Origin of the sequence: Streptacidiphilus sp. PB12-B1b (assembly GCF_014084125.1) — a bacterium.
In the GTDB taxonomy this organism is placed as follows: Bacteria; Actinomycetota; Actinomycetes; order Streptomycetales; family Streptomycetaceae; genus Streptacidiphilus.
In genome coordinates, this window is record NZ_CP048405.1 from 4953959 (window position 1) to 4978794 (window position 24836).

The 24836-nt window shown below is 74.1% G+C and carries 19 protein-coding genes; 14 read left to right on the forward strand and 5 right to left on the reverse strand.

Going from position 1 to position 24836, the window contains the following annotated elements:
• The first annotated feature begins 19 nt into the window (after nt 1-19).
• The 11 genes from eccB to GXW83_RS34335 all read left to right on the forward strand — a co-directional run bounded on the left by eccB (nt 20) and on the right by GXW83_RS34335 (nt 17782).
• Nucleotides 20-1453, forward strand: a complete 1434-nt coding sequence (gene eccB / locus GXW83_RS21865; RefSeq protein ID WP_182444704.1) for a type VII secretion protein EccB — start codon at nt 20-22, stop codon at nt 1451-1453.
• Nucleotides 1454-1538: 85 nt separating this feature from the next.
• The gene (locus GXW83_RS21870; RefSeq protein ID WP_182444705.1) at nt 1539-1892 is read left to right on the forward strand and encodes a WXG100 family type VII secretion target; all 354 of its coding nucleotides are present in this window, start codon (nt 1539-1541) and stop codon (nt 1890-1892) included.
• 72 nt (nt 1893-1964) lie between these two features.
• The gene (locus GXW83_RS21875; protein ID WP_182444706.1) at nt 1965-2279 is read left to right on the forward strand and encodes a WXG100 family type VII secretion target; all 315 of its coding nucleotides are present in this window, start codon (nt 1965-1967) and stop codon (nt 2277-2279) included.
• Between the two features lie 8 nt (nt 2280-2287).
• On the forward strand, nt 2288-2710 hold the full coding sequence (locus GXW83_RS21880; RefSeq protein WP_182444707.1) for a hypothetical protein: 423 nt from the start codon (nt 2288-2290) through the stop codon (nt 2708-2710).
• 60 nt (nt 2711-2770) lie between these two features.
• Nucleotides 2771-3196: a hypothetical protein gene (locus GXW83_RS21885; RefSeq protein ID WP_182444708.1), complete on the forward strand. Its 426-nt coding sequence runs from the start codon at nt 2771-2773 to the stop codon at nt 3194-3196.
• 21 nt (nt 3197-3217) lie between these two features.
• On the forward strand, nt 3218-4645 hold the full coding sequence (locus GXW83_RS21890; protein ID WP_182444709.1) for a hypothetical protein: 1428 nt from the start codon (nt 3218-3220) through the stop codon (nt 4643-4645).
• A gap of 99 nt (nt 4646-4744) precedes the next feature.
• Nucleotides 4745-5191, forward strand: coding sequence for a YbaB/EbfC family nucleoid-associated protein (locus GXW83_RS21895; protein WP_182444710.1), 447 nt, complete (start codon nt 4745-4747; stop codon nt 5189-5191).
• A 68-nt stretch (nt 5192-5259) separates the two neighbouring features.
• The gene (locus GXW83_RS21900; RefSeq protein ID WP_182444712.1) at nt 5260-5559 is read left to right on the forward strand and encodes a hypothetical protein; all 300 of its coding nucleotides are present in this window, start codon (nt 5260-5262) and stop codon (nt 5557-5559) included.
• A gap of 71 nt (nt 5560-5630) precedes the next feature.
• On the forward strand, nt 5631-16451 hold the full coding sequence (locus GXW83_RS21905) for a hypothetical protein (RefSeq protein ID WP_182444714.1): 10821 nt from the start codon (nt 5631-5633) through the stop codon (nt 16449-16451).
• 126 nt (nt 16452-16577) lie between these two features.
• Entirely contained in the window at nt 16578-17045 is a 468-nt protein-coding gene (locus GXW83_RS34330) for a hypothetical protein (protein ID WP_225447165.1), read from the forward strand.
• Nucleotides 17042-17782: a MinD/ParA family protein gene (locus tag GXW83_RS34335; RefSeq protein ID WP_225447166.1), complete on the forward strand. Its 741-nt coding sequence runs from the start codon at nt 17042-17044 to the stop codon at nt 17780-17782. The genes GXW83_RS34330 and GXW83_RS34335 overlap by 4 nt, the downstream gene beginning before the upstream one ends.
• An 8-nt stretch (nt 17783-17790) precedes the next feature.
• Here GXW83_RS34335 and GXW83_RS21915 read toward each other — a convergent pair whose 3' ends face one another.
• The 5 genes from GXW83_RS21915 to GXW83_RS21935 form a co-directional block, all read right to left on the reverse strand.
• Nucleotides 17791-19008 carry a sensor histidine kinase gene (locus GXW83_RS21915; protein WP_182444731.1) on the reverse strand — a complete coding sequence of 406 codons (1218 nt, stop codon included), beginning with the start codon at nt 19006-19008 and terminating at the stop codon, nt 17791-17793.
• Complete coding sequence (locus tag GXW83_RS21920) at nt 19005-20741, reverse strand: cation acetate symporter (RefSeq protein WP_182444733.1); 1737 nt, start codon at nt 20739-20741, stop codon at nt 19005-19007. Before GXW83_RS21920 ends, GXW83_RS21915 begins: the two co-directional genes overlap by 4 nt.
• A 34-nt stretch (nt 20742-20775) precedes the next feature.
• The gene (locus GXW83_RS21925; RefSeq protein ID WP_182444735.1) at nt 20776-21057 is read right to left on the reverse strand and encodes a hypothetical protein; all 282 of its coding nucleotides are present in this window, start codon (nt 21055-21057) and stop codon (nt 20776-20778) included.
• 173 nt (nt 21058-21230) lie between these two features.
• A complete protein-coding gene (locus GXW83_RS21930) occupies nt 21231-21500 on the reverse strand; it encodes a hypothetical protein (protein WP_182444736.1) in 270 nt (89 codons plus the stop codon).
• Between the two features lie 181 nt (nt 21501-21681).
• A complete protein-coding gene (locus GXW83_RS21935; RefSeq protein WP_182444738.1) occupies nt 21682-22509 on the reverse strand; it encodes a LytTR family DNA-binding domain-containing protein in 828 nt (275 codons plus the stop codon).
• Between the two features lie 176 nt (nt 22510-22685).
• On the opposite strand from GXW83_RS21935, the gene GXW83_RS21940 reads away from it, so the two are divergent.
• From GXW83_RS21940 to GXW83_RS21950, 3 genes are all read left to right on the forward strand, one after another.
• On the forward strand, nt 22686-23162 hold the full coding sequence (locus GXW83_RS21940; RefSeq protein ID WP_182444740.1) for a MarR family winged helix-turn-helix transcriptional regulator: 477 nt from the start codon (nt 22686-22688) through the stop codon (nt 23160-23162).
• 126 nt (nt 23163-23288) lie between these two features.
• Nucleotides 23289-24263, forward strand: a complete 975-nt coding sequence (locus GXW83_RS21945; protein WP_182444742.1) for an alpha/beta hydrolase — start codon at nt 23289-23291, stop codon at nt 24261-24263.
• A 115-nt stretch (nt 24264-24378) separates the two neighbouring features.
• Entirely contained in the window at nt 24379-24813 is a 435-nt protein-coding gene (locus GXW83_RS21950) for a hypothetical protein (protein ID WP_182444744.1), read from the forward strand.
• The last annotated feature ends 23 nt before the right edge of the window (nt 24814-24836 follow it).

Here is a 24836-nt window from a genome sequence, read left to right on the forward strand (position 1 = left end):
AACGAGGACGGAGAGTCAGATGCAGAGCCAGCGCGACCAGTTGCAGGCGTACCGGTTCGTGGTGGGCCGTTTGGTGTCCGGCCTGGTGCACGGGGAGCCGGACGCCCCCAGCACCCCGATGCGGCGGTCGGCCACCGGCGTCTTCGCCGGGGTGATGCTGACCATGCTGGCGGTGGCCGGGGCGGCGGTGTTCGGCCTGGTCTCGCCCAGCGCCGGCGCGTCCAAGCTGACCGCGTCGAACACGATCCTGGTGGAGCAGGGCACCGGCATCCGCTACCTGTACGAGGGCGGCGAGCTGGACCCGCTGCTCAACTACTCGTCGGCGCTGCTGGCGCTCGGCAGCGCCACCCCCGCGCTCACCACGGTGAGCCGGGCGGCCGTGGACGGCGTCCCGCACGGTCCGGCGATCGGCATCCCCGGCGCGCCCGACTCGCTGCCGTCCGCCACCGCGCCCACCACCGGCCCGTGGTCGGTGTGCTCGGCCGAGGTGGCCGCCAGTGCCGGGCCGGCCGAGCCGGTGGTGACCGTGGAGATCGGCTCGGACCGGGCGGTGGCCGCGCTGCCGGACAGCCGGGCGCTGCTGGTCGGCGCGCCCGACGGCAGCGTCTACCTGGCCTGGCACGACCAGCGGTTCCTGCTCCCGGCCGCGGCCCGGGCGGCGCTCGGCTACGACAGCACCCAGCCGTTGCCGGTCGGCGACGCCTGGCTGGACGCCCTGCCGTCCGGCCCGGTGCTCAGCGCCCGGACCGTGCCGGGCCTGGGGCGGCCGGGCCCGGCGGTCGACGGCCGGCGGACGGCGGTGGGCCAGGTCTTCACCGTGACCGACCCGACCGCGACCGCCAGCGACTTCGTCATGCTGGCCGACGGCCTGTCCCCGCTCACCCCGGTGGACGAGGCACTGCTGGTGGGCTCCCCCGCCACCCAGGCCGCGTACGGCCGGGAGCCGGTCGCGCCGATCCGGATCAGCACCGCCGCGCTGGCCGCCGCACCGCACTCGGCCGCCTCCTCGATGACGCTGGCCTACCCGCCGACCGTGCCCCGGGCGGTCGGGGCCACCGGCGCCGGTGGCGCCGTGCCGTGCTTCACCGCCACACCCGGCCCCGCCGCCGGGCCCGCGATGGCGGTGGGCCTGGAGAGCGCCCCGGACGCGCTGCAGGCGCAGCTCCCGGCGGGCGGCACGGCCGCCGCGCACCTGCTCGGGACGGCCGACCACGTCCGCGTACCGGCCAGCGGCGGGCTGCTGGCCCAGGCCGGGCCGGGCGGCGCCGAGTACCTGGTCACCGATACCGGCGCCAAGTACCCGCTCGCCGCCGGCACCACCGCCAAGATGCTGGGCTACGGGGCCACCGCACCCGTGCAACTCCCGTCCACCCTGCTGAAACTGCTGCCCACCGGTCCGGTGCTGGACCCGGACGCCCCCGGTCTGGCAGCCGCGCAACCCCCGTCCAACTGACCCTGCGCAGCACTGAACGCATCCGCCGGGCCGGACGTGAAACCAGACAGAACCCCACCGCACACCCACCACGAAGGAGACCACCATGACGACACCCTCGGGCAGCGGCAGCGTCCTGCGGGGCGACCCGGCGGTCATGGCCCAGGGCGCCCAGATCATCAACGGGAAGATCGGCGAGGTGAAGACCATCCTGGTCGCCACCAACGAGGCCGTCACCTCCCTCAGCGGCGGCTGGACCAGCGACGCCGCCAGCGCCTTCACCAACATCATGGGCCAGTGGGACCAGGACATGGTCAACGTCATCGCCGCGCTGGAGCGCATCGAGGCGCAGCTCACCCAGACCAAGTTCAGCTACGACAAGCAGCAGTACGAGGCCATCGGGCTCACCAGCGACTTCGCCAGGACGCTGTCCGGCCTGACGCCGCAGATCCCCAAGTAGCAGCCAGCGCAGGCAGAACCGCACCGCAGCACCAGCAAACCGCCCGCAGACAACAAGAAATGAGGAACCGTCATGGCGACCGGCGACAGCGGCTCGGGCTTCTACGCCCACATCCCCACCATGAACCAGGCCATGGACGACCTGATGATCGCCGAGCAGAAGCTCCGCGCCATCCTGGACGACCTGGACCAGCAGATCCGTCCGATGCTCAACTCCTGGGACGGCAACGCCAAGGACATGTACACGGCCTGCCAGACCGAGTGGAACGCGGCCTGCACCGACATGGCCGCGCTGCTCCAGGGCGCCGGCATCACCGTCAACCAGGCCAGCACGCTCTACGGCACCGTCGACGCCCAGGTCGCCTCGGCCTGGCAGAGCATGCGCTAGGGGGAGCCGTGGCCACCAGTTCGACGGGCACCATCTCGGTCGACCCGCAGGCGCTGAAGACGTTCGCCAACAACATCCAGTCCCTGGCGACCTCGCTGGACAGCGGTTCGCTGGCGTCCGCCCGGGTCAACCTGCTGGGCGTGGACACCAACATCACCTTCGGCGGGCGCGGCATGCTGCCCGACGGGGACAACCTCAAGCAGACCATCGTGCAGTACGCCGGGACCGCCGCCGACAACATCGAGGCGCTGATCAACGGCATCAGCACGCTCTGCTCCGACCTGATCACCTTCGCCGGGCAGTACGCCAACGCGGACGCGCTGGCCAAGGCGTCGGCGCAGGACATGTGGAACGCCATCGGGCCGGACCTGGAGACGTACTTCCCCAACATCACCGGGGCGCAGCCGTCCACCCAGATCCCCACCATGTGACGAGGAGGGCAGCACCATGGGATTCAGCACTGTAGGGGACGGTCCCCCGGGGCCGTCGGCGTGTACGGCAGCTACAGCTACGAGCAGGTGGTCCAGGCCATCTGGGGCGGCTTCTCCAACGACCCGGACGCCCAGGTGGTGGACCCGCAGACGATCTACAACGCGGCGCAGGACTTCGCCGAGGCGGCCACGGCGCTGTCCAACGCGGGCAAGACCATCGTCTCGCAGATGTCGCAGCTGATGGGCACCACCGGCGAGCCGCTGTGGACCGGCGACGCCGCCGACGAGTTCGCCGCCATCGTCTACGGCATCCTCACCTGGCTGGTGTCCACGGTGAAACTCATCGGCCAGGAGTACAACGCCCTGATGGGCGCGTCCGGCCAGCAGCTCTACCAGGCGCAGTTGGCCCTGGGCGCGCTGACCAACAACGCCGTCAACTCGTACACGTCCGCCCACGCGCCGAAGTACACCCGGGCGCAGAAGTAGCAGGAAGGGAGGTACGCCCCGATGGCCTCGACCGACGACACCAGCGGCCCGTCGACGGACATGCCCACCATGCCGGACACCTCGGTGTTCGACTCGCCCATCACCCAGAGCACCGAGCTGCAGCTGCCCACGCCGATCGCCAGCTCCTGGGCCCAGTTCGACGGTTCGGTGACGATCACGCATGCCGAGCGCTCCCCGGAGCTGGTGTCGCAGTCGCGGCAGCTGATCCAGCAGCTGGCGGACAGCTACAAGAGCGTCGAGGCCCAGCTGAAGGAGACCACCGCCCCCTCCTTCAAACCCGCTCCGGCCAATCCCAACTTCGACCCCACCGACTCCACCACCTACCCCACGCCGGACACCGACTTCCCGGACACCAGCAACCCCAACTCGTTCACCCCGCCGGCCGCCAGCGGCGACCCGGACCTGAGCGGGGCCGGTGATCTCGGCGGCGCGGGCGACACCGGCGGCCTCCAGGACGACCTGGCCACCGGCGGCAGCGGCTTCCCCGGCGACACCGGGCTGACGTCCGGCGGCGGCGCCGACGCGAGCGGTGCCGGGGCGATGCCGCTGACCGGCGGCCTGCCGGGGGCCCAGGACGACTTCGTCCAACCGGGCTCCGGGACGGGCAGCCTGGACACCGGCGACCCGGGCGGCCTGTCCGCACTCGACCCGCTGGGCACCGGCACCGGCGGCACCCTGGGCGCGATCGGCGCGGGCGGTGCCGGGGACGTCGGCGGTGGCCTGCCGGGCTCGGTGGGCGTGGGCGGCGTCGGCAGCGGCCTGCCCGGCGACAACCCCGGCGGCCTGCCGGGCGGCCTGGACGGCGGCGGCACCGGCGTCGGCGGCGGCGTGGGCAGCCTGGGCGGTCTGGGCGGCGGCGTGGGCGGTGTCGGCGGCGGCGGTGTCGACGGCATCGACCCCGGCGGCCCGGAGGGCGTCGGCGGCCTCGGCGGCCTCGGCGGCGGGGACGGGCTGGGCGGCGGGGACGGCCTGGACGGTTTCGGCGGGGGCGACGGCCTCGGCGGAGCCGGGGGCCTGCCCGGTGGCGGCGGCGCGGACTCGTTCGGCGGGGTCGGCGGCAAGCTCGGCGGCGTGGGCGGCGGTGGCGTCGGCGGCGCGGGCCTGGGCGGGGAGCAGCTCGGCGCCGACGGCCTGCCCGTGGGCCGGGGCGGCACGGGCTCGGGCTACGGCTCGGGCGCGGGCGGTTCCGGCGCGGGCTCGGGCTCGGGTTCCGGAGACGGCGCGCTCGGCGAGAGCGCGGCCGAGGGCGCCGAGGGCGAGGGCATGCCCTACATGCCGGGCATGGGCATGGGCGGCATGGGCGCGGGCGGCCAGCAGAACGACCGCTCCCGCACCACCTGGCTGGAGGAGGACCGGGACGTCTGGGGGCTGCCGGGCGGCGTCCTGCTGGGCGCCATCGGCCGCTCCGAGTACGAGGACGAGGACTGACATGAACCGCGTGCGCCGACCGGCCGTGCAACAGGACACGGAGACGGACAGCGCCGGGCCCCTGCGGGCGCCGGTCGGCCCACGGCGGGAGGCGGACGGATGAGCCAGGACGCGGAGCAGCGGCTCCAGGGAGTCATCGACAGCTACCGGCAGAAGCGCGACGGCATCATGGAGATGCGCCGCAGGCTCTCCACCACCGAGGCCACCATCCGTTCGCGCGACCGTCAGGTCAGCGTGACGGTCGACGCCCTGGGCCAGTTGAAGACGCTGAAGTTCGACAACAAGGACTACCAGTCGATGGAGCCGGGCGAGCTGTCGGCGCTGATCCTCGGCACCCTGGAGAAGGCCCGGGCCTCGGTCCGCGCCGAGACGGGCAGGATCATGGCCCCCTTCCTGCCGCAGGGCACCTCCTTCGACGACCTGTCCAAGGGCCAACTGGACTGGGACCGGCTGCTGCCGGAGAGCCCGCGCACCCCGGAGCAGGTCCGCGAGCTGCTGACGCTCCAGCTGAAGTCCGACGCCGAGGCCGACACCGACCAGGACTGACGCCGACCAGGACCGACGCCGACCACTGGCGTACGCCACCCCGCAGAGCTGCCCCGAGAGGAGCCACCGTGTCCGACGACACCGGCGCCGTCTACGCCGACCATGCCAACCTCACCGCCGCCATGGCCAAGTTGGAGGCTGTCAGCGGCAAACTGCGCAGCACCACGGCCAACTTCACCGACGCCATGTACGTTCCGGGCGAGGCCGGCGACCCGTACTCCGACGGCCTGCAGGCGTGGCTGAAGCCGTCGTTGCAGGGCGTGGCCCAGGGCATCCAGGGCCTCGGCGACAGCGTCGACGGCACCTCGACCGGCATCAAGACCACCCGCGATTCCTACAGCGCCGCGGACCACGCCGCCGGCGAGTGATCCCGGCCGCCCGGCAGCCGGTACCCAGCAACCCCCGCCCACAGCACCGCCCTTGACCGCCGGAGGCCGCCTTGGACCTGCAGCTTCCCACCTTCCTCCAGGACGTGGCGAAGTACGTCGCGGGCGCCTGGCCGAAGCTGAGCGAGACCGAGACCAGGACGCTCGGGGCCACCGCCTCCTCCTTCGGCGACGACCTCGGCGACCTCTCCAACGACGTGACGGTGGCCCTGGCCGGGGCCCGGGGCGCAGTCGGCGGACAGGGCGGGGCCGCGTTCGACGCGTACATCGCGCAGATGTCCGCCAGCGGCCCGCAGGCGCTGGCCGCCATGCAGCAGGAGCTGTACAGCGTCTCCGACGGCCTCAACCAGACCGCGCTGGCGGTGGAGACCGCCAAGCTGCAGATCATCGAGATGCTCGCCTGGCTGCTCGCGGAACTGCTGTGGGCCGCCGCGATGGCGCCGTTCACCGCGGGCGCGAGCGAGGCCGCCGTCCCGGCGATGATCGAGGCGACCCAGTCGGTGGTGATCTCCATCGGCCGGATGGCCCTCCAGGAGATCGCCAAGGGCGCGGCGATGATGGGCGGGATGGACATGCTCACCCAGCTCATCGAGATGGCCAAGGGCGACCGGTCCAGCTTCGACTTCAAGGAGACCCTGGAGTCGGCGGGCATGGGCGCGCTGGCCGGGGCCATCGGCGCGGGCTTCGGCCTCGGCGGCAGCAAGCTCATGGGCGACTTCTCGCACACCTTCACCGGCAAGGTCGTCAACGGCGTGGTGGTCGGCGGGGCCTCCAACTACGTCAGCCAGATCGTGATGTCGGGCATCCAGGGCCAGGTGGACTTCAACTACCTGGGCTTCGTCAACGGCGCGGCCGGGGGCGCGATCGGCACGCTGGGCCACGGCCTGATCGACGGCGCCAAGAACTACCTCGGCCCCGGCAGCGCGCTCGACGCGGACGTCGCCGCGCTGCTGGACAAGGGCATGCCGCTGCCGGAGACCGGCGCGGAGAGCGCCCCCGAGACCGCCCCGCGCGTCCCCGAGGGCTTCGCCGCCGGATCGGGCCTGCGGGACGCCGAGGGCTCACCGCTGTGGGTGCAGCCCAACGCCTACGGCTCCTACGTGGTGCACTCCGGCGGCGATCAGCAGGCCGCGGGGGACGCCGTGGACGTGGGCGCAGGCGACGGCGTGCGGGTCGGCGGCGGGCAGGGGGACTTCCTCACCGCCGTGCAGAAGCTGCCGGACACCCTGGTCGTCGGCACCCCGGACGAGGTACCGGTCGGTCCGGACGGGCAGCCGGTACCGGTCGGCGGGCTGGGCGGGCACCTGGAGAACGTCTGGAGCGGGGTCGGCGAGCAGTTGCCCGCCGACGCGTCCATGCCCATCCGGGTGCTGCTCACCTCCCCGGTGAGCCCGGCCGACTACCCGGGCCTGCAAGCCTTCGCCGACGGCCACGGCGTGGACGTGCTGGCCCCCGACGGCACGGTCCAGACCAGCCCCGGCGGCCTGTCGGTGCTGCGCACGGCCCCCGGCACGCAGCAGCCCACGGACGGCGGCTGGCACGTCATCTCCCCCACCCAGCAGTCCTCCCAGGCCCGAACAGCCGCCACCGGCGACCCGAGCAGCCAGTTCTCCGGACAGGGAGGCGAACTGACGACCAGTCATTCCACCTCCCGGTCAGGCGGGTCCGCATCCACGCCGTACACCCCTCCGCAGCAGAGCGAACTGACGCTCGGTCAGCGCGTCTTCGGTGTCGGCCAAACCCGCCCGACCAACGCCGGGCCCATGGCGTCCGAGGGCCGGGGCGGACCGGTGGAGCCGGGCACGCCGGGCCAGGACGCCCCCCGACTGGTCACCACCGCCGAGCAACCGGCCCGTACCACCGGCTCCTGGGAGCGCCCCGCAACCGGCGGCGCAGCAGGGTCGGTCGGCGGGGCACTGCCGGAGGCAAGGGCAGCCCAGGGCGCCGAAGCCGAGCCGGAAGCCCAACCAGCCGCACAGGAACAGGCCCTGGCCACCGCCACTACCGCCGAGCAGTCGGCCCGTACCACCGGCTCCTGGGAGCGCCCAGCGACCAGCGGCGGAGCAGGGTCGGTCGGCGAGGCCCTGCCCGGGGCACGGACGGCCCGGGGCTCCGAAACCGAGCCAGAGGCCCAACAGGACAATCAGGAACCGGCCTTGGCCACCGCCACCATCGCCGAGCAGCCAAGCCGTACCACCGGGGCGGGGTCGGTCGGCGAGGCCCTGCCCGGGGCACGGACGGCCCGGGGCTCCGAATCCGCACCAGAAGCACGGGCGGGCGACCAGCCGGAACCGGTTCCGTCCAATGCCAACGCCGCCACCACCGGCGCCGGAGCCGCGCGTTCGGCCACCGGGCGCGGCCTGCCCGGGCCGCAGCGCGCCCGTACCGCCGAGGCAGGCACCGACCGGCCCGCACCCGCGCCCGTCAGGGTGGAGACGGCCGCGCCCGAGCCCGGCCGAGCGGGGACGGCCGGGGCCGCTGAGCCGGGCAGGGCGGAGCAGGGCCGCGCGGAGGTTCCCGCACCCGGGTCCGGCGGCGTTCGGGCCGGGGCCGGGTCGGGGCCGGGTGACGGCTCTGCGGCGGCGGCTGGGCCGGACCGGGCCGCCGTGGTGGCCACCGACCACGGCGTGTGGTTCCCGCGCCGGGACGGCAGCCCGCTCCAGCGCGCGGCGGCGCACGCCGTGCCGGGGGCCGAGGGCTGGCAGCTGTTCGTCGGGCACGGCGAGCAGGGCGCGATGGAGTTGGACGGCCGACTGGTCGGCGCGGACGCCGTGCTGGCGCACGACTCGGGCGCGGCGGCCCACGCCTTCATCAGCTGCTACGCGGCCAAGCCCGGCGAGGACGGCTCCTCCCTGGCTCTGGCGGCCCATCTGGCCAGCGGCAAACCGACCCTGGGCCCGACCCGGGAGGCGATCGTCACCACCGACGGCGACGTGATCTCCGGGGTCGTGGGCATCGACACCGCGAGCGGCCGCCCGGTCGTGCGGCCCGACGGCGACTGGACGGTGTACGAGAACGGCGTCCCGCGCTCGCTGGGCACCGCCTCGCTCAAGCAGGCGTGGTCGCTGCTGGGCGCGCGCGGGCTCGGCGCCGGACCGGCTCCGCACGACGCGGTCGGCTTCGTCCACGGCATCACCGACGCCCAGAGCAAAGCCCTGAACGCGCACGGCTATGCGCCGGTCCGCACCGGCCCCCCGGCCGGGCAGGAGGCCGACTCCTTCGTCGCCTCGCTGCGGGAGGTCGCCAACACCGAGCTGACCCGGATCTTCGGGACCGCGCCCACCGAGGTCCAGCTGCGCGCCGCCCTGCACGACGCGCTGCGCGACGACCTGACCCGGCAGGCGGCCGACCCCACCGCCGCGCCCTCGTCCTACGGGAGGTTCCTGGCGCAGACCGACACGGTCGCAGGCGTCCTCAACGACCTGGCCACCCGCGGACGTTGGTCGGCGACGCTGGGCGTGCTGGCCCCGCACCTGGCGGCGGACCTGTTCCGGCTGGACCTGGGCGTGGTCGGCGTCCACGGCATCCCCGAGCGCCTCGGCCAGGTGACCGGGCCGCACCACAGCGGCCAGCCGCTGCTGCTGGCCCGGGTCGGCGAGAGCCACTTCGTCCCCGCCCAACGGGACCAGACCGTAGCGGCGGCGGTGCCGGTGCCCACCCGGGAGCAGGTGCACCCCCTGCCCATCCGGGGGCAGGGGCGCCAGGGCGCGGTCGCGCCGTCCGTGTGGAACCGCGAGCTCACCAAGGCCGAGCAGGCCCGGGTGCGGCAGTCCGGCCAGGAAGTGCTGGAGAACCCGGCCGTCGCCCGACAGCTCGTCCAGGGAGCCTCCGCCGCGCGGCTTCGGGCCGTGCGCCAGGGGTTGGACACCCTGCTCGGCGGCGAGCGCACCGCGGTGAACCTGCTGACCCGGCGGGCGCTGGAGGGGGACGACCAGGCGCTGGACGAGCTGGAGCGGTTGGAGAATGTCGCGGCCAGGCACCAGCAGCTGACCTCCACCGGCCCGCTGTCCGAGCAGGACCAGCTGACCGCGTTCCAGTCGGAGCTGGCCGGCGGCGGCCCCGTGGTCGCGCCCGATCCGCACGCCCTGACGGTGGTGCGCGCCCGCGCCTACCACGATCTGGAACAGCAGCTCGCCGCCGAGCACACGGCGCTGCCGCAGGGCATCCGCGCCCGGATCGGGCAGTTGCGCGCCAACGCCGCCCAGGACCAGGAGACGGAAGGCGAGCAGGCCGCCCAGCAGCAGTCGGTGGCCGAGCGCGCGGCGCGCCCGCTGCACCTGCCGGACCCGGTCCGGGAGGATCTGCGGCAGGCGGCCGAGCAGCGCCGCAACAGGCTGGTCGCCGAGGACCCGGCCGCCACCCAGCGGGTGCAGGCGGCCCGCGACCGGGCCCGTAACGCAGCGCTGGACCGCCACGCCGGGCGGGTGTTCATGCCCGACATACACGACCGGCTGACCTGGGCGAAGGTCCGGAGCGCCCACCAGGGCCGGATCTCCACGGCGCACAAGGCGGGCGAGGCCTCCAGCGGCCAGGAGCACGACCGGATCGCGGACCCGGTGCGGCGGCCGGCCGAGACGGCGGCCGCCTGGCGCATCCGCACCGAGGCCGCGCGGCTGGAGCAGCTGCAGGCCGACCCGCCGCGCCAACTGCCGCCCGGCTTCGCCGAAACGGATGCGACGGGCGCCGTCCAGGGCTTCCCGCTCGGCTACCGGGGCCGGGTGATGCGTCTGGGCGACGTCTGGTTCGGCGACAACGACGCCATGGCCGACCTGGTGCGTGACTCCCTCCCGGCCGCCGTCCTGCAGCCGGTCCGCGACGCCACCCGGTCCGCGGTGCGCGAGCGGCTGGTCGCGCTGGGCAACCGGGCCTCCGCGCAGCGGATGCTGGAGGGCGGGCTGCGGCTCCCGGTGCGGGTGGGGCGGCGGACGTACGACGTCAACGTCCGGCTGGACCTCGGCAGCGACGCGCAGGCGCACTACCTGCCCTCGCTGGAGGCACAGCGCGACGAGGGCGGCGCCCCGGCGTCGCAGCAGACCGTGTTCGGGCAGAAGCACCACGGCGCGGTGGAGTCCGACCACGAGAACATCGCCGGGACCAGGATCACCGGCTCCAACAGCCGGTCGTTCAACGCCGCCGTCAACGTGGTGCAGCCCTTCGGGGAGCTGCCCAGGAAGATCCTGTCGGCCACTGCCGAGCTGAACATGTCCGGGGACAGCTCGCAGAGCTGGGCCTTCGGCAACGACGGGGTGTCGGCGACCAAGCGCTTCCTGGACATGGGCGGCCAGGAGTCGAGGTTCCACTTCGGCGACGCCGAGCTGACCGTGTCCATCGGCGGCCTGGGCAGCCCGGAGGCGCCGCTCAGCCGTACCGTCAGCGCGCCTGCCCGGCTGGGCTTCCCCAAGGAGCTGACGCCCGAGCAGCCCGCGGGCGGCGGCCCGATCCTGCCCACCGCGGCGAACCGGCCGGGCGCCGGCGCCGCCCGGCTGGGCCTCGACGACGCCCAGATCGCCTCGCACACCCCCGCCGACCGGGCCGTAGCTGAGCGGGTGCACTCGGCGCTGCACCAGGTGATGCACATCCCGGAGTCCATCTCCGGCCTGGAGCGGCTGCGCCGGAGCGTCATCGCCGGGCTGCCGAACCGCAGCGTCCAGCTCGGCTCTGAGTTGTACGAGGGCATCCAGCACTGGATCAGCGAGCCCAACCTGCTGCGCAACTACGGCGATCTGAACACTGTCGGCACGCTCTCGCCCTCGTACCGCACCGCGGACGGCGACGCCCGGGCGCACCTGAACGTGGTCTCGCGGATGCTCCGCGCCGAGCGGGTGAGCGACTCAGCGGTGCCCATGAAGGAGGAGAGCCAGCGCTGGGTCAACACCAACAGCAGCAGCAGCGACTCCGGCGGCGTCGGCATCACCCCGATCAAGGGCAGCGTCGGCTACACCGTCGGCGACCCGGAGGCGGCGTTCGGCTTGAACCACTCGGTCGGCGGCGGCTTCAGCCTGGGCATGCACGTGGGCAGCACCCGCACCACCAACGAGAACACCGGCGCGGGGGAGGTGCGCGGGCTGGTCTACAACGACCACAGCCGGCTGTACCGGCTGACCACCCGGATGTCCGTGCACGTCAGCAGCGACATGCGGCACTACGCCAACCGGCCGGATGCGCTGGCGGAGGAGGACGTCACCACCTTCGTCCGGGTGCCGCTGCACGAGGCGGCGCGGTTCGAGGCGCTGATCGCCCGCGAGACGGCGGGGGACGTGGGCTCCCCCGCCTGGCTGCACGCGAACACGCTCGTCCCGCGCGACCGCGACGTGGCGCCCAACGGCCAGGGGCCGGCCCAGGTGCCGCCCGCCCAGGCCGCCGACCGGTTCCCGCCGGTCTCGGTGGAGGCCAACCAGGGCATCGGCTTCTCCGCCATCGGCCGGCTCTCCGGGGCGGAGAAGATCCTGCCGCAGATCGAGGGCCAGCTGAAGGAGGTGGAGGCGTCCCGCAGCTGGGCCCCCGGACGCGGCCCCATGGAGGCGTCCTACCTGCGACGGCAGTTGCTGGCCAAGTTCAGCAAGGAGGCGCTGATCAACCGCGGCAGCGCGCTGTTCCAGCCGGGCGGGGTGAAGGAGAAGCTGTACCGCCCGGTCGGCAACGGCACCGAGGTGATCACCATCGAGGTGAAGGCCGTGCGCAGCGCCCAGCCGACAGCCCAGGGGCGGGTCACCAACGCCAAGCTGGAGCTGATGCCGGCCGGTTTCGCCGGGCACGGCGGCAACGACTCGCTGTCGGCCTCCAGCACGCTGGCGTTCAACTTCTCCGGTACGGCCGGGATCGGGCGGCTGACCAAGAGCGCGCTGCGGCAGTTCGGGCCCTCGCTGGAGGTCGGTGGGACGCTGTCCAAGTCGGACAGCAGCGGCGGCGGCTCGTCCGGCTTCCAGTTGCAGGCGATGCTGTACGGCGGCGCGGCCCGCACCTTCGACTACGACGTGACCTACCAGGTCAAGGTCGGCATCAAGCACGTCGTCGAGACCAACCCCACGGACTGGCCGGCGCTGGCGTACCGGAAGCTCCGCTCGCTGGTCCTGCCGCCCGCCGAGAACCCACTGCTGGCGACGATCGCCCGCGAGCGCAGCGTGACCCGGCACGTGACCGGCCCGGCCGGGGCGCCGCACCAGGTGCGGCTGGTGGTGCCGGAGGAGCTGACCCACACCGCGCGGCCCGACGTCACCGGGATCGGCACCCGGGTACCGCGGAACTTCCGGGGATTGCGCGGGCCGCAGGTGGTGGACAGGTACACCCACAGCAGGACCACCCTGCCGCTGGTGCGCCTGCCCGACATCCCGGCCGAGCTGCAGCGCCGGCACACCCCGCTGAACGGCGACGACGTGGTGATGGAGACCATCGGCGCGCACCACGTCGAGGCCGAGGTGGTGGAGTTGCTGAACCAGGTCGGGATCAGCCCCGACCGGGCCGGGGACATCGCCTGGGCGGCCACCGGGACGGAGATGCTCACCGGCGCGCAGGTGCGCGGCCCCTCGCCGATCACCGCCACCTTCGTCCGGCAGGGCCTGCTCCAGGACGGCCACACGGTGGTCCGGATCGAGGGCTTCCCGCTGGACGGCGGGGCCACCCCCCTGCACCTGCAGACCCTGAAGATGGACGTCGCCGAGGGCGGCAGCAACGTCTCCGGCAGCGACGGCTGGGGCCGGTCCAGTTACTACAAGGTCGGCGTCTCCTTCGGCGCCGCGGCCGGCACCGACCACGGCGGTCAGTCGGTCTTCCCCGGGCTGAACCGCCAGGGGGACCTCCCCTTCGTCAAGAACAAGAGCCGGTCGAGCAGCACCACACTGGGCCCGGTCTCCGGACGGCTGACCCAGTTGAACGCGGACTTCACCGAGCACCGGGCGCACATGCTCTACCGGGTGACCGTGATCACGCAGAAGAAGAATGTCTTCGGCTCCTCCACGCCCCGGGTCGCCAGCGGACTGTTCGAGGTCAACGGCGGCATCCGCTACCTGCGGGCCACGGCCGCGCCGGCAGACCCGCACACCCAGGCGCTGCGCAGCGCCGCCGCGCCCGCGCCCAACGGGCGGCCGACGCTGATCCGCACCGGGCTGCCGCACACCGGCGCGGCCGCCGACGCCCGCCCCCGCCGGAACACCGACCTCGAGATCGACACCTTCCCGGCCACCCCGGAGGACCTGGCCCTGGGCGCCCAGGGGCGCAAGCTGGGGGTCCGCCCGCTGGTCCCGCACGCGGCGGCGTCCGAGCGCCTGATCGTGCCGCCCGGCACGGCCCGTGGGCGCTTCGAGATGACCGGACAGGGCAACCCGCTGGTGGACAGCGTGCAGTCGCTGCTGCAACGACACGCACCCGGGGTGATGGACGACCACTGGCAGATCGCCGACCTCGGCGTCGGGGTCCACCGGCCGCTGCCGACCAAGCTGTCCACCCTGCTGAACACCGGCTCCTCCGAAGCCCTGCTGGACACCCTGCTCGGCCCCGGCCTGATCCTGCACACCACCGATCCGGGGGTGCTGCACAACGACCGGATCTGGCTGCTGCTGCGGGCCACCCGCGACCCGAACAACAACGGCTACTACTACCTGGAGGACGTCAACGGCGCCACCACCTCGCGCTACCACTTCCGGCTCAACGCCGACGGCACCAGCCGCTCCGTGGACGAGAGCACGGAGTGGTCCAGCAGCACCCGGGTGGCCGAATCCCCCGACGTCACCGACCGGTTCAACTCCATCACCGTCGCCCCGGGCGGGAGCATCTCCAAGTCCGCGAGCGAGGGCGACGCGGTGAGCGGGGTGGACGCCAGCCGCAACACCCTGTTCGTCGGCGGCCCCACCAACCGCTACGCGGGCGACCTGGCCGTGGACGTGACGGTGATCCGCACCGCCAACCCCTCGCGGCTCGCCAACAGCCTGCTGACCATCCCCGACAAGGTGATGCTCTGGTACAACAACAAGCTGGACATGAGCCGGGCCGACGGCACCGCGCGGGTGATGCTCACCGAACGGGTGCAGATACCCGAGCAGTTGCAGCATCCGCCGATCGAGCCGTACACGCCCCTGAACACTCATGTGGCGGTCAGCGAGGTCGACTTCGGCGCCACCGCAGCCACGCTGGGCACCCCGCTGGGCATCACCAAGGAGGACCTGCTCGACCGGAAGGCATTCAACCTCGGCTTCGACCACGACAAGCTCCGGGTGCTCAGCGACGAGGTGCTCAAGCGGCTGGCCGGGAACACGGCCACCCGGGACAACTCGGCCGACGCCGCCGTCAAGCGGATGGTCGCGCACGGCTCGCGGTCCCGCGACGCGATCTTCACCATGCTGTCCCACCCGATGATGACCAACGAGCTGGAACTGGCCATCTCCGACAAGGGGTTGGTCTCCCCCACGCTGGTCCGCGAGGGCGGCCTGCTCACCGACACCCATGCGGTGATGAAGATCGAGGTCGAGCCGTTCGACGGGCTCGCCGGGAACCACTTCACCGGCGGCCTGGAGTCCAACTCCTACCGCTTCGTGGAGTCCAGCCAGAACAAGTCCGACGGCGAGGGCTGGGGTTTCAGCACCTCCGTCGGGCTGAAGGAGACCGCCGGGAGCATGGACCCGAAACTGCCGCCGGGCTCGCACGACAAACGCAACCCGCAGGAGAACGTGGGCGTGGGCTTCGGCCAGAGGCGCGGGCACTCCAGTTTCACGGTCCACAAGGACATGCGCCGGGTCATCTCCCGCAACCGCAACGTGCCCTGGCTGACCCTGCGCTCCGACGCCGTGGTCAGGATCACCGTCACGGCGCGCAACCGGCGCGGGCCGATCGACATCCCCGGCGGAACCACCCGGATGGCCTTCCACGTCCGGCACGGCCTGGAGTTCGCGGTCAGCCCGGAGCTGGCCCTGCAACGGCTCGACTCCCAGGCCCTGCACCAGAACGGCACCCCCACACCGTCCGGGGTGTTCATCCCCGCCAAGGGCCACGCCGCCGTCCCCGACGACGGCCCCCGGCAGCTGCAGGCCGCGTACTCCTTCCCCACCGTGGGCAACGCCCTGGTGGTGCACGTCCACAACGACCCGACCACGCCCGGCAACTTCGTGGTCGGCAACGCCTCGCTCACCCCGACCCAGTTCGACCAGCAGGTCCTCACCCGGCACAACCTGCAGCCCGGACAGGCGCTGGTGCTGGTCGGCTGCGACGCGGCCTCGCCCGTCGGCACCGGCCCCAGCCCGGCCGAGGTCATCGCCGCCAACCACGGGGGCGTGCACGTCATCGCCACCTCGGGCCAGGCCGTCACCACCCCGGACGGCGCGGTCCTGGCCGGACGCCTGGGGGCCGGTCCCGCCAACGCGCCGCTGGAGTCCAGCTGGCAGCCGGGCCAGTGGACGCTGTTCGACGGGGCGGCCGCACCGGTCCCGCTCGGCAGCGACCTGGTCGGTGCGCTCCGGCAGGGCCTCGGCCCGGCCCTCGGACAGCCCGCCAACCCCCACCCGGTGGCCGACGGGGCCGGCGCGCTGCCGCCGGTCCAGCTGGTCACCTGGGGCGCCTCCGGCTCCCGCCCGCCGACCGGCCAGGAGACCCCCGGCGACGGCCGACTGCCGTCCCTCCCGCTCACTTTGGGCCGCAGCGGACGGGGCCGGACCGGAGCGGCGAGCCTGCCCCCGGCCGCCCGCTCGGCCGGGTTCGGCCCCGGCACCGCCTCCGGCGGCGCAGGCCGCCCCCCGGCGACCGGCCTGCCGCCGCTCCAGGAGCTGCCCGAACCGGAGAGCGCCGAGGCCGGGCACGGCCACCCGCACCAGGAGCACCGGCAGGAGCAGCCGGAGACCGACCACAGCAGCATCCGCTCGATCCTGTCCGGCGCCGTGCGGCACGGGTGAACCGGCGGGGCCCGCGGCACGTGCTCCCCAGCAGTGGCCGGCCGGCGCCCACGCGCGCGGGCGCCGCCCGGCCGCGGTCCGCACCTGCGGGGGCGGGCCGAACCGCGACAGGGGCAGGAGGCAGCGATGCAGCACGAGGGCCACGGTCTGGCGCTGATCCAGCGCATCGACACCCGTACCGCGCGGCCGGGCGAGGCGGAGTCCTTCCCTGACGCCTGGTCGGGCGAGGACCCGCCGCCGCCGATCGGCAGCCCCACCGGGTGGGGCGAGTCGGTCGACCTGCTCGGCGCCCGGCTGGGCCCGGGCCGCGCGCCCGGCCCGGAGCCGGCGCCGGACCCCGGCCCGGACGCCCTCGCGGAGTCCGGGCCCGGACCGCAGACCGAGCCGGACCCCGCCGCCGGGTCCGAGCCCGCCGGGACGCCGCTGGGCTATGCCGCGTCGGTCGAGCTGACCTCGGCGCGGCTGCTGCGCACCGGGGCCGGGCGCCGCTCGTTCGCCCCCGGCTGCGCCGCTCCGCGGACCGCGGCGACCGGCGCGCGGAGCAGCTGCGGGCGATCCGCACGCCGCTGCGCAGCTGCTACCGGATCGCGGTGATCAGCCTCAAGGGCGGTGTGGGCAAGACCTCGACCGCGCTCGGCATCGGCTCCACGCTGGCGGCCGAGCGGGCCGACCGGGTCATCGCCGTCGACGCCAACCCGGACGCGGGGACGCTGGGCCGCCGGGTCCGGCAGGAGACCGACTCGACCATCCGCGACCTGCTGACGGCCGTCCCCCGGCTGCACAGCTACATGGACATCCGGCCGTTCACCTCGCAGGGCCCGAGCGGACTGGAGATCCTCGCCAACGACGTCGACCCGGCGGTCACCGCGACCTTCAGCGACCAGGACTACCGCCGGGTGATGGACCTGCTGAGCAGCCAGTACCCGGTGGTGCTGACCGACTCCGGCACCGGCCTGCTCTACAGCGCCATGCGCGGCGTGCTGGACCTCGCCGACCAGCTGGTGGTGGCGACCACGCCCAGCGTGGACGGCGCCATCAGCGCCAGCACCACCATGGACTGGCTGGCCGCCAACGGCTACGCCGACCTGGTGGGCCGCAGTGTGACGGTGGTCTCCGGGGTGCGCGAGTCGGGGCGGCTGGTGCGCACCGAGGAGCTGGTCCGGCACTTCGAGACGCGCTGCGCCGGGGTGGTCGTGGTGCCGTTCGACGAACAGCTGGCCGCGGGCGCGGAGTTCGACCTGGCCCGGCTGCGGCCTCGGACCCGGGCCGCGTACTTCGACCTGACCGCCCTGGTCTCCCGGGGCATGTCCCGATCGCAGCAGGAGAGTTGAGGCCCGGCTCAGCGCTGCCGGTCGGGGCCGTCGGCGTGCACCCCGGGGTGGAACTTGGGCAGCCGTACGGTGATCCTCATGCCGGCCCCGGCCGCCGTCTCGATCACCAGGCCGTGGTCGGGCCCGTAGACCTGGCGCAGCCGCTCGTCCACGTTGCCCAGGCCGATGCCGGTGCTGGGCCCGCCCTCGCCGCTCAGCACGGCACGCAGCCGCTCCGGGTCCATGCCGACGCCGTCGTCGCGGATCACCACGCGGGCCTCCGCGCCGTCGTCGTCGGCCGTGATGGTGATCCGGCTGCGCCCGGGGCGTCCCTCGATGCCGTGTTTGACGGCGTTCTCCACCAGCGGTTGCAGGCACAGGAACGGCAGCGCCACCGGCAGCACCTCGGGGGCGACCCGCAGCGTGACCTGCAGCCGCTCGCCGAAGCGGGCCCGGACCAGGTTGAGGTACTGGTCGATGGAGCCCAACTCGTCGGCGAGCGTGGTGAAGTCGCCGTGCCTGCGGAACGAGTAGCGGGTGAAGTCGGCGAACTCCAGCAGCAGGTCCCGGGCGCGCTGCGGGTCGGTGCGGACGAAGGAGGCGATCGCGGCCAGGGAGTTGAAGATGAAGTGCGGCGAGATCTGCGCGCGCAGGGTGCGGATCTCGGCCTCGATCAGCCGGGAGCGGGCCCGTTCCAGCTCCGCCAGCTCCAGCTGCACCGACACCCAGCGAGCCACCTCGCCGGTGGCGCGCAGCAGCATCGGGGTCTCCTGCGGGCCGAGGGCCACCAGGCAGCCGAGGACCTTGCTGTCGACCGTCAGCGGGGCCACCACCGCCCGCTGGACGGCGCAGCCGGGCTGGTCGCAGGGGGCGGAGACGGCGCGCGGCCGGCCGTCCTTGAGGGTGGCGGCGGCCAGCGCCATCACCGAGGCGCGGTGGTGTTCGGCGCTGCCGTCCCAGGCCAGCACGTCGTCGGCGCTGGTCAGGCAGAGCACGGGGGTGCCGAGCAGCGAGCGCAGCCGCCGGGCGGCTTTGCGGGCGGTCTCCGGGGTGAGCCCGGCGCGCAGCGGCGGCGCGGCCAGGGACGCCCGGTGCAGCGTGTCGAAGGTGGCCTGCTCGACGCGGGTGCCGAGGCGCTCCTCGGTGCCCCGGTGACGGCGGCGGGCGAACGCCCAGTGCCCGGCGGCCCCGGCCGCCGCGCACAGCAGCGCGCCCAGGATCTGCGCGGACAGCTCGAGTGCGGTCATCTGGCCTCCTCCGTCCGGACCGCGCCGCCGCGTTCGTCGGGCCCGGGCAGGTGCAGCCGGGCCATGATCTCGTCGGTGCCGCCGGGGATGCGGTCGGCGGTGGCCAGCGAGGCGACCACCATGACGACGAAGCCGACCGGCACGCTCCACACCGCGGGCCAGGCCAGCAGGGCGTTGGGCCAGCCGGTGGGGAACCAGCCGATCATGGTGACGCTGACGGCGGCGAGCGCCCCGCCGCCGCCCGCCAGCAGTCCGAGCACCGCGCCGGGCGGTGTCAGTCCGCGCCACCAGATGCCCAGCACCAGCAGCGGGAAGAAGGAGGAGGCGGCGACCGCGAAGGCCAGCCCGACCACGGCGGCGACCGGCAGGTGCGCGCCGGCCAGGGTGAGCAGCATGGGCACGGCCACGGCGGGCACGGTGGCCCAGCGGAAGGAGCGGACCCCGACCGACGGCAGCACGTCCTGGGAGAGCACCCCGGCCAGCGAGACGGCCAGCCCGGACGAGGTGGACAGGAAGGCCGCGCAGGCCCCGCCCACCAGCAGCGCCCCGAGCGCCAGCCCGGCCGGGCCGCCGACCAGGCGCTCCGGCAGCACCAGGACGGCCGAGTCGGTGTCGCCGGTCAGCGCCAGGTCGGGGGCGTAGATCCGGGCCAGCAGCCCGTACAGGGGTTGCAGCAGGTAGAAGGCGCCGAGCAGGGCGAGCACCACCAGGGTGGTGCGGCGCGCGGCCCGGCCGTCCGGGCTGGTGTAGAAGCGGACCACCACGTGCGGCAGGCCCATGGCGCCGAGGAAGGTGGCCAGGATCAGCCCGTAGGTGTCGTACAGCGGGTGCGAGCCGACGCCGTTGACCAGCGGGCTGGACCACTGCAGGGCGCTGGGCGCGACCGCGCCGACGGCGGTGGGGACCTGCGCGTGGGCGGGGAAGCCGATCCGCGCGCCGGCGTCGAAGGTGTGGTCGCCGCGGGTCAGGGTGAGCCGGGTGCCGTGGTACTCCCGGCCGTCGACGCCGCCGGTGGCGGTGACCGCCACCGGGGCGGCGCTGACCACCCGGATGCGCTGGTCGATCCGCACCACGGCGGGCCGTTGCAGCCGCGCGGGCCGGTCGGTGACGCCGGGCGCGCCGTCCGAGTGCCAGACCAGCAGCAGGAACACCAGCGGCACCAGCATCGCGGTGAGCTTGAGCCAGTACTGGAACGCCTGGACGAAGGTGATGCTGCGCATGCCGCCGGCGGCGACGTTGGCGACCACCACCACCGAGACGAGCACCCCGCCGACCCAGTCGGGGGCGCCGGTCGCGGTCTGCAGGGTCAGTCCGGCGCCCTGGAGCTGCGGCATCAGGTAGAGCCAGCCGATGCCGACCACGAAGACGGCGGCGATCCGGCGGACCAGCACGGTGCCCAGGCGCAGGTGGGCGAAGTCGGGCAGGGTGTACGCGCCGGAGCGGCGCAGCGGCGCGGCCACGAAGAGCAGCAGCAGCACGTAGCCGGCGGTGTAGCCGATCGGGTACCAGAGCATGCCGGCGCCGTGCAGCATCAGCAGCCCGGCGATGCCGAGGAAAGAGGCGGCGGAGAGGTACTCGCCGCTGATGGCCGCGCCGTTGAGCCGGGGCCGCACCGAGCGCGAGGCCACGTAGAAGTCGGACGTGGTGCGGGAGATGCGCAGTCCGAGGGCTCCGATGAGGACGGTCGCCAGGACCACCAGCACGACGGCGGCGATGCCGTAGGCGCCGGTCACCGGCGGCTCCGGGCGGGGGCGGAGGGTGCCACGGTCACGCCCCGCCGGGCCGCGGGCGGCGTTCGGCGGCCTCGGCCATGGCGACGTACCAGCGGCCGACGGCCCACAGCACGGGGTAGGCGAGGACGCCGAGCAGGATCCAGGCCAGGCCGACGCCGTCGACCTTGCAGCCGCTGAGCCCGGGGGCGAGGGCGAAGAGCAGGGGTAGCGATCCGAAGAGGACGGCTATCACGGCCCCGGCCTTGAGCGCGGACCGCAGCTGGGCGCGCATGATCAGCCGGGTCCGGTCGACACCCTCCGGCGACTCTGCCGTCACTCACGCACCCCCGGCATCCTGACAGGCCCAGGGGAACGAGTGTACGGAGAATTCAACTCGCGGTCATCAACTATGCTTTCTTTGTTGATAAGTGTGCAGTCCCCGCACAGTTCCTTGCAGGATCGGCGCATCCGGACAGCAGGTCAGCAGCCCGGCCGGCGTCAGCAGCCCGGTCAGCGGGAGCGGCGGGACTGGTAGGTGCTGTGGGCGATCTCCAGCTCCACGAAGGACTGCTCGGCCCGCTGGAAGGCGATCTCCACCGCCGCCGCCGTCCGGGCCTCGCCCAGGGAGCTGCTCACCTCGGCCACCGACAGCAGCAGGTCGGCCCAGCGGGCCGCCACCTTCTTGAGCCTGGCCAGGTGGGCGACGAGCTCACTGGGCGTGGACGGCGCGACGTCGGACAGCCGCGACACTTCCAACAGCAGCTCATCGAGCTCGGACAACCCGGCCTCCACCCGTGGGGTCCTCGAACGGCTCGGCATCCCCTCGTCCAGCGGGACCGACGACCAGCGTAGGTCCCGCGCCGCCGCGCGGGCGGGGCGGCGGCGGCGCGGTCGCCGGGCGGCAGGCCCGCTGCGCCGTACGGCGCGTGCCCGTCGATGAACGGTCCGACGGGGCGGAGGTCTAGTCCAGATGGCCGCTGTCGTGGGCCCTGCGCACCACCAGTTCCCGTAGTTCCCTGGCGTTGCGCCGGCTGACCGGCAGCAGCTGCCCGCTGACCCGGACCATCAGGGCGCCGGCGTTGGTCTGCAGTTCGTCGATGCAGTGCAGGGCGACCAGGTAGCGGCGGTGGATCCGGACGAATCCGTGCGGGCCCCAGCGCTCCTCCAGCGCCGACAGCGGGATGCGCACCAGATGGCTGCCCTCGGCGGTGTGCAGCCGGGCGTAGTCGCCCTGCGCCTCGGCGAAGCGGACCTGCCCGAGGGTGATGAAGCGGGTGACCCCGCCCAACTCGACCGTGATCACCGGGTCCGCGGCCTGCGCGCCCGGCCCGGAGGCGGCGGCCGACCCGGCCGGGCGCTGCCACGGGTCGGGCTCCGGCGCACCGGCCGGGGCCGCGCTCTCGATGAGCTCGGTGACCCGGCGCACGGCCTCGGCGAGCCGGTCCCGGCGCACCGGCTTGAGCACGTAGTCGACGGCCTTCAGGTCGAAGGCGTGCACCGCGAAGCCCTCGTGGGCGGTGACGAAGACGACGGCGGGCGGCTTGCTGAAGCCCGCCAGCAGCCTGGCCAGGTCCAGCCCGCTCAGCCCGGGCAGGCTGATGTCGAGGAAGAGCACGTCCAGTCGGGTGGCCGGGTCCGCGTCCGGCTCCAGCGCCCGGCCGATCCGGCGCAGCGCCTCGGTGGCGTCGCCGACGCCCTCGGCCCGCTCCACCCTCGGATCCCCGCGCAGCAGGAACAGCAGTTCCTCCAGCGCCGGGGGCTCGTCGTCCACGGCCAGTACGCTCAGCATGGCGCCGGACTATAGGCCACGGCTCCGGCGGGCCGCCATAGGGCGTACGCGAAGCCCCCCCGCGTTTCCTCGTGCACGCGTTAAGTGCCCCCGTGGATATCTTGGCCACGGAGAGCTAGGCTGCTTCCGACCGCAACCGCCGCGCAACCGCGCCGCCCGGCGCCGAACGGAGCGCGATGACCAGCCCCACGTGGGAGCCAGCAGGCCCGGAGGAGTCCCTCCTGCTGGACGACCAGATGTGCTTCGCCCTGTACGCCGCCTCCCGCGCGGTCACCGCGCTGTACCGTCCGCTGCTGGAGGAGCTGGGTCTGACCTACCCGCAGTACCTGGTGCTGCTGGTGCTGTGGGACCAGGACGAGATCTCGGTCAAGGAGCTGGGCGCCAGCCTGCAGCTCGACTACGGCACGCTCACCCCGCTGCTCAAGCGGCTGGAGGCGGCCGGGCTGCTGCGCCGCGAACGCCGCGCGGACGACGAGCGCACCGTCCGGATCGTGCTGACCGAGGAGGGCGCGGCCCTGCGCGCCCGCGCCCGGGCCGTCCCCACCGAGATCGGCGACGCCATGGGCCTGGACGACGAGGAGTTCCAGCGCACCCGGGCCACGCTGCGCCGGCTCACCGCCAACGTCGCCGCCCGGACGGCCGCCCGCCGCTGACACCGCTGGGCGCCGCAGGGCACGCGGAGCACAACTGCGCCCGCGCGGATGCCATTTCGGGAACCTAGAATCGGGATATGTCGTGGACGAACGGACGCGGCACCGAACGTCCCGAGGAGATGACCCATGCCCGAGGACTACACTCCCACCGCCCCCGTGCTGGAGACCGCCGCGGCCGAGTTCGCCGCCGCCACCGCCAAGCCGCCCTACCTGTTCGACCTCGGTCCGGAGGAGGGCCGCAAGACCGTCGACGAGGTGCAGTCCGGCGACATCGCCAAGCCCGAGACGGACGAGGAGTGGATCACCGTCCAGGGCGGCCCCACCGGCTCGGTGCGCACCCGCCTGGTCCGGCCCAAGGGCGCGACCGGCCCGCTGCCGGTGGTGCTCTACATCCACGGCGCGGGCTGGGTCTTCGGCAACGCCCACACCCATGACCGGCTGGTCCGGGAGCTGGCGGTGCGGGCGGGCGCGGCGGTGGTCTTCCCCGAGTACGCCCTCTCCCCCGAGGCCCGCTACCCGGTCGCCATCGAGCAGAACTACGCCGTCGCCCGCTGGGTCGTCACCGAGGGCACGGCGCACCGGCTGGACGCCGCCCGGATCGCCGTGGCCGGTGACTCGGTCGGCGGCAACATGGCCGCCGCGCTCACCCTGATGGCCAAGGAGCGCGGCGACGTCGCCCTAGTGCAGCAGGTGCTGTTCTACCCGGTGACCGACGCCGGCTTCGACACCGGCTCGTACCACCAGTTCGCCGAGGGCTACTTCCTGCGCCGCGACGGCATGCAGTGGTTCTGGGACCAGTACACCACCGACGAGACCGAGCGCGCCCAGATCACCGCCTCCCCGCTGCGCGCCACCACCGAGCAGCTGTCCGGCCTGCCGCCGGCGCTGGTGATCACCGGCGAGGCGGACGTGCTGCGCGACGAGGGCGAGGCGTACGCCAACAAGCTGCGCCAGGCCGGGGTGCCGGTCACCGCGGTGCGGTTCCAGGCCACGATCCACGATTTCGTGATGCTCAACGCGCTCAGCGGAACCCACGCCTCCAGGACGGCCACCGCCCTGGCCGGCGAGACCCTGCGCGCCGCCCTGCACCCCTCGTCCTGACCCCCGCCGGGCGGCGACGGTCCTGGTGGCCGTGGACTGACCGCCCCTCACCGCGCCCCGCCCGCCCGGCTAGGCTGGCCGCAGACAATGCACGCCGACGCGTCAGGGAGCGGGGATGGCCGAGGACGACCGGTACGAGCTGCCGGTGATCGGGCCGGGCGAGCCGCGCCCGCAGGTGGAGTCGGCCGAGGTACGGGTCGGCGGCACCGCGCTGGCCGCCGCCGCCCGGCTCGCCCGGCAGCAGTCGGCCGGTCCGGACGGCCCGGACTTCCCGGACGACCCGGACGGCTTCGCCCTGGTGGCCCGCGACCGCTACCCGGCGCAGGCCGAACGCGCCCTGGGCGTCCCGTTCCTGCAGCAGGGGGTGCCCGGCGGCCCGGCCCGGCTCCCGGCCGAGCGGCTGCCGGGCACGGACAGCGCCAACCGCGCCGCCTGGCTCAGCGGCTTCCTGACGCAGGCCGCACACGGGGCCGCCGCTGGGGCCGCGCGCGGCGGCGGCAACCCGGCGGTGCGCGCCTACCTGGACGCGCTGACCCCTGACGGGGAGTGAACCCCGGGGCGCCCGGCGGCCGT

What these genes read in the sequence shown, in the direction of transcription:
- eccB (WP_182444704.1), top strand. Translation starts at nt 20, where the DNA reads ATGCAGAGCCAGCGCGACCAGTTGCAGGCGTACCGGTTCGTGGTGGGC.
- GXW83_RS21870 (WP_182444705.1), top strand. Translation starts at nt 1,539, where the DNA reads ATGACGACACCCTCGGGCAGCGGCAGCGTCCTGCGGGGCGACCCGGCG.
- GXW83_RS21875 (WP_182444706.1), top strand. Translation starts at nt 1,965, where the DNA reads ATGGCGACCGGCGACAGCGGCTCGGGCTTCTACGCCCACATCCCCACC.
- GXW83_RS21890 (WP_182444709.1), top strand. Translation starts at nt 3,218, where the DNA reads ATGGCCTCGACCGACGACACCAGCGGCCCGTCGACGGACATGCCCACC.
- GXW83_RS21895 (WP_182444710.1), top strand. Translation starts at nt 4,745, where the DNA reads ATGAGCCAGGACGCGGAGCAGCGGCTCCAGGGAGTCATCGACAGCTAC.
- GXW83_RS34330 (WP_225447165.1), top strand. Translation starts at nt 16,578, where the DNA reads ATGCAGCACGAGGGCCACGGTCTGGCGCTGATCCAGCGCATCGACACC.
- GXW83_RS21915 (WP_182444731.1), bottom strand. Translation starts at nt 19,008, where the DNA reads ATGACCGCACTCGAGCTGTCCGCGCAGATCCTGGGCGCGCTGCTGTGC.
- GXW83_RS21935 (WP_182444738.1), bottom strand. Translation starts at nt 22,509, where the DNA reads ATGCTGAGCGTACTGGCCGTGGACGACGAGCCCCCGGCGCTGGAGGAA.
- GXW83_RS21940 (WP_182444740.1), top strand. Translation starts at nt 22,686, where the DNA reads ATGACCAGCCCCACGTGGGAGCCAGCAGGCCCGGAGGAGTCCCTCCTG.
- GXW83_RS21945 (WP_182444742.1), top strand. Translation starts at nt 23,289, where the DNA reads ATGCCCGAGGACTACACTCCCACCGCCCCCGTGCTGGAGACCGCCGCG.
- GXW83_RS21950 (WP_182444744.1), top strand. Translation starts at nt 24,379, where the DNA reads ATGGCCGAGGACGACCGGTACGAGCTGCCGGTGATCGGGCCGGGCGAG.